A 403-nucleotide genomic window follows, 5' to 3' on the forward strand; every position below is an offset into this window, starting at 1 on the left:
TCGCCCTATTCGGACTCGCTTTCGCTACGGCTACCCCACACGGGTTAACCTCGCGACATGCCACTAACTCGCAGGCTCATTCTTCAAAAGGCACGCCATCACCCCCAGCAGTAAACTGCTCGAAGGCTCTGACGGATTGTAAGCGCACGGTTTCAGGTACTATTTCACTCCCCTCCCGGGGTACTTTTCACCTTTCCCTCACGGTACTAGTCCGCTATCGGTCACCAGGGAGTATTCAGGCTTATCGGGTGGTCCCGACAGATTCACACCAGATTTCACGGGCCCGGTGCTACTTGGGTTTCCATTACAACAGTCACAAAGTTTTCGTGTACGGGATTCTCACCCTCTACGACAGGCCGTTCCAGACCACTTCCACTAACCCTGTGATTTCTTACTGTTGGCC

The 403-nt window shown here is 53.8% G+C and carries 1 rRNA gene; it reads right to left on the reverse strand.

Going from position 1 to position 403, the window contains the following annotated elements:
* Window positions 1–403 (reverse strand): 23S ribosomal RNA (locus tag ASU23_RS12220); the annotation flags it as partial.

The organism is Rhodococcus sp. KB6 (assembly GCF_001445685.1).
Lineage (GTDB): Bacteria > Actinomycetota > Actinomycetes > Mycobacteriales > Mycobacteriaceae > Rhodococcus_F > Rhodococcus_F qingshengii.